The 9028-nt window shown below is 48.0% G+C and carries 5 protein-coding genes; all 5 read left to right on the top strand.

Features of this window, described 5'->3' with window-relative positions; genetic code table 11:
• Positions 1-617 precede the first annotated feature (617 nt).
• The 5 genes from J4G07_19935 (at position 618) to J4G07_19915 (ending at position 8821) form a co-directional block, all read left to right on the top strand.
• Positions 618-1268 carry a hypothetical protein gene (locus J4G07_19935; protein MCE2416262.1) on the top strand — a complete coding sequence of 217 codons (651 nt, stop codon included), beginning with the start codon at positions 618-620 and terminating at the stop codon, positions 1266-1268.
• 192 nt (positions 1269-1460) lie between these two features.
• On the top strand, positions 1461-1817 hold the full coding sequence (locus tag J4G07_19930) for a four helix bundle protein (protein ID MCE2416261.1): 357 nt from the start codon (positions 1461-1463) through the stop codon (positions 1815-1817).
• Between the two features lie 400 nt (positions 1818-2217).
• Complete coding sequence (locus tag J4G07_19925) at positions 2218-2802, top strand: sigma-70 family RNA polymerase sigma factor (protein MCE2416260.1); 585 nt, start codon at positions 2218-2220, stop codon at positions 2800-2802.
• Between the two features lie 92 nt (positions 2803-2894).
• Positions 2895-3893, top strand: a complete 999-nt coding sequence (locus J4G07_19920; GenBank protein ID MCE2416259.1) for a zf-HC2 domain-containing protein — start codon at positions 2895-2897, stop codon at positions 3891-3893.
• Between the two features lie 221 nt (positions 3894-4114).
• Positions 4115-8821: a tetratricopeptide repeat protein gene (locus J4G07_19915; GenBank protein ID MCE2416258.1), complete on the top strand. Its 4707-nt coding sequence runs from the start codon at positions 4115-4117 to the stop codon at positions 8819-8821.
• Positions 8822-9028 lie beyond the last annotated feature (207 nt).

Here is a 9028-nt window from a genome sequence, read left to right as displayed (position 1 = left end):
TCACTGGTAGGTGTTAGGTGCCTCTTTGCTACTTGCTAACCGCTAACTGCTATTAAAAAATCTTGCTTTTTTTTTCAATCTGTGATATACTATATAATGTCCTTAAACTTGATTTTACGAGTACATGTACCAAATTTTTTCTTGACAACGTTAAAATTTATGGTAAATTTACGTAAAAATGAAGTTTTCTCTTGACAAAAGAGACTAATTTTCATATAATTTTGGGCAAATCCGTAATTTTTACCTTTACAAAGTTTGCAATTTTTGCTAAACTTTAAGGTACTCGTTTAGATATTGACTTTCGGGCGAGGGGTGCAACAATCCAATGGTGTTTTACTCTGTGAACTGCCCCCGCGAAATTCTGTTCTCAACGTGTTGGTTTGTTCTTTACGCATTGCGGAGAGAACAACAAACGAAATAGCCCTACGTTACTTGACTTAACGAGAATATGATCATAGGTTTCAAGGGCATTGCTGAATTGTACAATCAGCAGCGTAACCGAAACCGACTTTCCCAAGTGCTCTCGTGAGTGTCTATGGGAAAGGACCGAAAGTTTTAGGACGCCCTACTGAAAGGGTGTATTTTGATAAACTTTACAATTTAAGGAGTTAACTCTAATGACAAAATTGTTTAGAACCTTCGCTTTATTGCTGGCTGGCTTATTCGCCATGTCACTGATAGTCGGCTGTGGTGGCGATGATGAAACAGAAGAAGAAGCTGCACCAGCGAACTTCGTAAGCGCAACCCCGCCGGGTGGCGAAATTGCGGCGAATGGAAGTATTACGGTTACCTTTGACAACGCACCCGCGGATGTCACGGTAAGTGCCGGTACTGTCACAGTCGCAGGTAAATCAGCGACGATTACAGGTCCCTTCACCCCTGGTCCGCTCGCATTGACGATCACGTGGGCTGATGGCACCCAAGCATTGAACTATACGGTCACAGCACCGGATACCGATCCGCCGACAGTCACTGGCGGCACCGTCTCTGATGGTGACAAGGATGTCGATCCCGAAGCTATTAACAGTGCCGCGGCGATCGAACTTGAGTTCAGTGAAGACGTTTCTGGTAACGTCGCGCTGCAGACCGAAGCCGGCGACGATGTCGGTTGGCTTGGCAAAGTTGAAGGCAACAAAGCGACGCTCGAACTTGTCAAAGGTAAAGAGATTGGCAACGAGACGACCTATGTTATCGCAGGTAAAGTCTCAGATGCCGCTGGCAATTCGACTGATGTCAGTGTAACCTTTGTAACCAAGGGTAAAGAGTAAAATTGAGGCTATTTCGACAAAGAGGGCGGCGTATTTTCAATACGTTGCCCTTTTTTTCTATGTTTGGCAATTAGCGGTTAGGGCGCATTCCTTCGGAATGCTTTTAGCGATTCGGCTCACGGCTAAAAGTGAACGGAGTATTACCACCCAAATTACTAACCACTATTAACCGAAAATCATTTACAAATAAATATGAGAGACTTCAGAAGGTTGCAGGTGTGGGAAAAATCTCATGGTTTAACTTTGAGGATATACGAACTAACCGCCCAATTTCCTCGTGAAGAAATATATGGACTCACAAGTCAAATTCGCCGCGCTTGTGCTTCGATTCCAACAAACATCGCCGAAGGTTGCGGAAGAAAGAGTCCTGCTGACTTCGCCCGTTTCCTTCAGATAGCAATGGGTTCAGCAAGTGAAACAGAGTATCTCATCCTTCTTGCCCATGACCTCAAATATATCAATGTCGATCAATATACCGAGTTAGTGGATGTGGTCATTTACATAAAAAAGATGTTAATCAACTTACAAAAAAACATCAGAACTAATTAGCAATTAGTAATTAGCGATTAGGGCGGGTTTCGTAGAAACCCTTTTAGCAATCAGTAATTAGCGATTAGGGCGGATTTCGTAGAAACCCTTTTAAACCCTTTTAGCGGTTAGCAAGTAGCAAAGAGACACCTAACACCTAAAAGTGAGCGTAGCGAACGCCCTAACACCTAACACCTAACACCTAACACCTAAAAGTGAGCGTAGCGAACGCCCTAACCGCTACCAGTGAGCGTAGCGAACGCCCCAATAGCCAAATTTTTCTTTATACAATTTTTCAAATAATGCTATAATACATCTGAAAACAGATAAACGATAACTCATAACCAAAAATTTTTGAACGGTTTTCAAAAAGGCGTTGTCTAACCCATTAATCCGTTAGAAACCTAAAGGAGAAAGTTCGGTGGAAAGAACTGAAGCCTTGCTCATTGCCGATCTTTGTGAAGGCGACGAGACAGCATTGGCACCGTTGGTGGAAAAATATAAGCGGATGGTCTACCGTCTCGCGATGCAGATCACCAAAAACCACACGGATGCCGACGATGTCATGCAAGAGACCTTTATTAAGGTGTACCGCTCAATCCGGACGTTTCGGAAGGATGCGGCTTTTGAGACATGGCTCTACCGAATAGCGGTCAATGAAGCACTGAACTTTGTCAAACGTAGAGAGCGGCAGCGAGCGTCTACACTTGAAACAGCATCGGAATCGGAATATGAGGCGGTCACGCGATACCGCGCCCAGATCGCCAATGACCCACATGCCTATGCTGAAAAAGCGGAACTGCGACACCATGTCACAAAGGCAGTCAATAGTCTCTCACTGAAACATCGGACAGTCGTTATTCTTCATGAATTTGAAGGGTTAACGCACGCGGAGATCGCTTCAATCCTCAATTGCTCCGAAGGCACAGTCCGCTCCCGCTTGCACTATGCACGCAAAAAACTCCGAACTTTGCTCAAACCCTACGTAGATGCGAGTAACATTTAGGTTTCGATCCAAAGGAAAATCTTGGTAACCGAAATTAGTTAAGTGTCGTGGGTTACAGACGTATGAAACACACAATCTCGAGGAGAATATCAATGAGATCGAAGTGTGACAAAATAGAACGCCTTTTATCTGACTATATAGATGGGACGCTTTCCGAACAGCAGAACAGCGTAGTCGCATTGCATCTCCGCTCCTGTGAATCGTGCAAACGAGAAGTCGTAGACCTGAAGAAAACGAACCACCTCCTCGAAAACTTTTACGTTGAACCGGAGGCATCCGATGCCTATTACGCCCGATTTGCAACGCGACTTCAACACCGTATTGAACAGAGTGCGCCAACTGCCTTCCATCAACGGCTCTTTGCAGTTGCTACGCGTCTTGGATGGCATCTACTCACCCGACTCCATAGAGGTATTGATCATTCCCGTTTGGGTGGGTTTCTCTCCATCAGACAACACGCTTTCCCGTATTACATTTTCGGATTAACGCTGACGATGTTAGTTGTTGCGCCGCTTATGCTTATCCAAGTCTCGACACACGATGACGGTAGCCATGTGCTGGGTCGCCTGTATGCAGCGGCGAAAATTCGGTTCTTCTCTGCCGATTCCGCTACTTCAGTTCAACCTACCGCGGCACTCGCTATCAAACAGGATACGGAAACCGGCACCCAACCGGCTGGCATTCGTCGAAATGTTAGTAGTGGGCGTCCCACAGAGACGCCTGCTATTGATTCAGGTTCCGATGTCTGGCTATTCACCGATGAACCGATGACAGAGGGATATATCTACACCGCACTTCAAGAGAACGATTCTGATACAGTCCCGAATGTCGCGTTAGACATAGACTCGGAATTGCTCGCCTATGCCGAAATTCCGGCACAGGGTGCGTTCTGGGCACGTCTCACGGGTCGCGATGTATTAACCGAAAGCAGGTACACACTGCTCTTGCTGCAGGGTATGGATGCAGGACAGCACGCACTCCAACAGTATGAACGAAAGTGGAGCAGATTTAAAGGCTTTTCACAGAAATTGTTGGATGTACCATTGGAAACATTGTCTATTTCAGAAGTCTACGATTCCAGAGAGTTGTAGGTATTAGCGGTCAGTTATCAGTTGCCAGAAGCCCCATAGGGGCGACATCTATGTAGAAGAACGTAGAACACACAACACAACCCCGTAGGGGTGGCACCTGTGTAGAATTTATACAAATTTGCTTTTTTGCTATTACAGATTGAAAAGTGTTTGAAGTTAGTTTAGCATTTAATCTCGTGGGCGCGTTTTTAGCGTGCACGACGTAAACAAGGAGAATACGAATGAACCCAAGGATTTTGGGCATTATTGGTGGTCTCGCCTTAATAGTTGCACTCCTTTCACCTTTTATGATGGGTAGCTCGAAGAAGGTGGAACAACTCTTCCAATCCGCTGAAGATCTGTATGGACAGGCGGATTATGAAGGCGCAATTGACAAGTATGCTGAGGCACTCGAAGAATCAACAAAGCGCGGCGTGAAAACCGAAGTTATTGACAAGGATTTCCCGACCCTCGCCAATTATAAGATCGCAGTCAGCTACTCGCGTCTCGCTGAACAGTCAGGTGATCTGAACCACTACGACACTGCGACTGAGTACATTGAAAAGGTTGCTCCGACGGCAACCATTCCGAAACACCAAGAGGGATTAACCTACCTTTGGGGACACATCCTCTATCGGACAGAGCAGTTTGAATTGGCGGAACCGAAGTTCACACAACTTATTGAGAACTTCCCGAACAGCCTTTTCGTCGAAAACGCTTGGTATGCTATCGGGCAGCTGAACTATAAACTGCAGAACTACGAGGACTCCCGACAGGCATTTAAAGCTGTGCTCGATGGTTTCCCAAATTCCGATTTTAAAGATGATGCACAGCACCTGATCGCGCAATCGTTCCTCAACGAATCCAACTACGAGCAGGCGTATCAGGAATTCGATAAAATCGCTACAGAGGAGTTCAAGAACTACGCGGATCTGCAAGCCGAAGCGATGTATAAAGCCGCTTATAGCTTGAACCAACTCGGTAGGGATGATGAATCAATCGGTCGGTATACCAACTTCATCACGCAGTTCCCGGAAAGCCAATACGTCACAGCGGCATACTTCGACCAAGGCGCGATTTACGCCCGTCAGAAGGACTATGACAACGCACGCGTGAACTACGAGTTGGCACTCCAAAACACCGCAGACCGCACACTGCAATCAGAAATTCAGTCTGCCATCGGACGTACTTATTTCGATCAAGGGGACTATGAAAACGCCATTGTCGCCTATAACACGCTCCTTGAAGGATACCCGGAGAGCGACTTTATCGCTGAAGCGAAACTCGGTATCGCCGATAGTCATTTCCGCTTAGAGAATTGGAGTGAGGCGACAGTAGCGTACCAACGTGTTATCAACGAACACGAAGAAGCGACTGATTTTATTCCCTACTGCTCCTACCAGATCGGTGAAGCCTACTACAAACTCGGTAGCGATCAGGTAAAGGCTGGGGACACTGACACCGGAATGGCAACGCTTGAGCTCGGACTGCAATGGTATCAAAAAACGGTTGACAACTATCCGCAGGATCCCGTTGCTCCGCACGCGCTCTACGGCGCAATTTGGGCACTCAATGATCTCGGACGCAAAGACGAGTTGGAATCAATTGCACGCGAGTTTATTGAGAAGAACAAAAACGATAACGAGTTCGACATCCTCGCCGCTGAGGTTCAACTCCGTTTCGCTGACATCAAGCGGACTGAATTCAAACAGTTCGTTGAAGCGGCTGAAGAATACGCGAAATTGTGGGATTACCGTCCATTACCGAAGTTCCATCTCGTCAAGTTGATGGGTAAATTCTTTGAAGGACGTTCCTACTACGAAGCCGCGAAACCTGAAGGCTATCAGGAAGGCGACGCTGGCGAGAACTTCAATATGGAGTACCTCGGGAAGTCTGTTTCGGCGTATCAGGAAGCGATCACCATGTTTACTGACGATGCATTCCTCCCAGGGGTTGCCCAGGAACGCTACGATGACTTCAGTGAGCGTGTCGCTCAGGTCGAAGCGTGTATCATGAACGAAGCACTTTCCCACGAAATGCTCGGTGACTGGACGCAAGCACGCGACCGCTACGCATCTATTCCTGACACAAGTGAATACTACGAACGCGCACTCCTTCTTGTTGCCAATAGCCATGTCAAGGAAGGCGATCAAGAGGCAGCGATTGACTACTACAACAGCATTTTAGACAAGCTTGCCGATGCTGATAACCGTTCGTTGGCAGAGATTAAACTCGCTGACCTGCTCCGTGCAGAGGAACGGTTTGAAGAAGCTGCCACCCAGTATCAAGCTGTGGTCGATGGGAATCCGACGGGTGAATACGCAGACGATGCGCTCTACCTCGTCGGGCTTTGCTACTACCAAGCCGCTTCTGAAAATCCGGCACTCTTGGAATCCTCCGAAACGGCGTTCAAACGCGTAATTTCCGACTATGCCGATAGCCCGAACGCTGTTGAAGCGTATTACGGCTTGGCACTTGCCTATCGCGATGCTGCACAAAAGCAGGACGCTGCGGAAAAATGGCCCCTCATCTTGCAACTCGCTGACGAAGCAAACGATAAATATGCCTCCAGTGACAATGATCTCGTTCTCAAGACACTCGGGCATATCGACTTGATTAAAGCCACCGCCATTGAAAACACCGGTGAAGAGGTGGATATCGATGCACTCGTGGCTTCACTGAAGCGAATTGTTGATAACACAGGTGCCCCGGAAGAGGCGCGCAGCCGTTCACAACTGAAGATCGGACATACTTATTACAGTGCGAAACGCTATGATGAAGCACTGGCGGAGTATCTCTTCTTCGTGCAAACTTTCCCGAAGAGTGAACTTGCACCGAACGCACAGTATCAAGCAGCAGTCTGTCATTATCAGATCGCGCAATCCGCGACGGATGCAGGCAGCAAGCAGTTGAGTCTCCAGAACGCTGTAAGTGCCGCGGAAAAAGTATCGACACTGACAGAGGATGCGAATAACCTCATCAGTGCTAACTACACTGCCGGTTTAGCGTTGCTCGGACTCGAAGACAACAAAGGTGCTGCAGACGCATTCAAAGCGGTTACAGCATTAGAGGGTCAGACCGAAGACGAGGCACGCAAGTCGCTTATCTTCCAAGCACACTCCCGTCTTGCTGAACTCAACGGAACCCTCGGTGACCACGCCGCAGCGGTGCAAGAGTATCAGTACATTATTGAGAACACCCAAGAGGCAGACATGAAGGGACGTTCCTACTTCGCAATGGCATTTGCCCAAGAGGAACAACTGAAAACTTATCAGGACGCATTGATGAGTTATCAGAACGCCATTGAGTTAGTAGAAAACGATCTCGTCAAAGCGCAATCCCACTATCGGATAGGCTTGATTTATCAAGACCAGTTGAAACAGCCGTCTAAGGCATTGGAAACCTTCCAAACCCTTATCGGAGAATATAGCGGTTCGGACAACACGAATGTCGCCTCAATGGTGGCAGATGCGGGTATCCGCCGTTCGACACTCTACGTGGAATTGGGACGTTTGGATGAAGCAATCACCGAAGCGGTTGAAGCCCTTGATCGGACGAAAGGAAATCTGAACGCGAGTGTGGCAGAGAAAGCCGCTGCGCAATACAACCTCGGTTTCCTCTATTCCGACAAAGCGCGCTCCCTCTTCTCTACAGAGGCAGGCACAGACCTGAAACCCTACATCGATGCAAGTCGCAACGCCGCAAGCACCTTCTTTGAAGTTTCCTCGATCGCAGCGCCGGTTGAAAAGGCGGACAAACAGACGGTCATCCCGTATGTTCAGAATTCACTGTTCCAATCCGGTCAGATTTACTATTCTGTCGGTATTGGCGTGAAACTGCCACAAGATCTGACGAGTGCACTTCAACCGCTCACGACGTTCGTGAGTTACGTCGATAAAGGACTCTTCCCAAAATCGGACGCACTCCGTAAGAACACGGAAACCGCACTGAATTACACTGCCGCTGCGAACTTTGAACTCGGACGGATGCAAGTCGGTATGGACGGCGAGATGTCTGAAAAAGCGGTAAACTTCTTCATTGCCGCTGGCGATGTCTTCCGTGATATGGTACGCCGTTATCCGAGTGCGAACGATGCCGCTTTCTGGCAGTATCATGTCGGCGAATCTTACTACGCCGCGCAACAGTTTGAGAAAGCGATTGAGGAATACGAGAAGGTGCGCACTGTGAATAGTACCCACAAGAGTGCCGCTGAATCGTTGTATGCTATCTCGACATGTGCGCAGCTTCTCAGTGAAGCCGCTGAAAAGTCTGGCGATGAGAACGCGAAACAGATCTGGTATGATCGACTCTTTGAGGCGAACGAAGTTCTCGCCGCTGAGTATCCGAACAGTCAGTACACTGCTGATGCGCTCATTAACATCGGTAACAAGTACTACAACGCAGGCTCCGAAACAGATCTGGAGCAAGCGGAACGGATCCGTCTCTATCAGATGGCGATAGAGAACTATCAGAAAGCGATCAGTACACCTGGTATCGGTGCGGAGTCGAAATCGACAGCACAAGGCTATCTCAACGACACCGCGAACGCACTTGCTTTCTACGAGTATGAGGTCGCAACGACACTGCTGAATGAATCGAAACTCGCGAGCGGTGACGAGCAGAAACCTGCTGTCGAAGCCGCTATTGCTGAGTATCAGAAGATCATTGAAGCGTATCCTGGAAGCAAGTATGCCGATCTCGGTCTCGTGCAGATTGGTGAGGCATACATGGTGTTAGCCGATAGCGACGATGCGTATTTCAACGATGCGTTGGATTACTTCAACCGTTTGTGGGCAAAATATGAGACAACGCCGCCTGTAGACACGAAGGTCAACCAGGCACTCACGTATGCGATCAGCCAAGTCCAGACGATTATAAGCTACATGCAGGCGAATAATCTGGAAATTCGTGGTGGTACTGTCGAGGGTGGCGGTGGTGGTGGCGAGTAATTGCCACATCCTGTTCCTATAGCCTCGCTCGCCTGAGCGAGGCTTCTACTGAAGGGAGGGTGCGGTATAGCACCCTCCCCTTTTTATGAGCATTCCCCCTTCACGCTAAGGAAAATTATAGTAAAGTCGAAAAATATGTAGACAGTTACTCAGCGAAACAACCCTTCTTGCCGCTAGTGCTGTGTCAAGTTGAGTTTGATAGTATTG

It is taken from the genome of Candidatus Poribacteria bacterium, from assembly GCA_021295715.1.
Taxonomy (GTDB): domain Bacteria; phylum Poribacteria; class WGA-4E; order WGA-4E; family WGA-3G; genus WGA-3G.
This window is presented reverse-complemented; position numbering and strand designations above follow the sequence as displayed.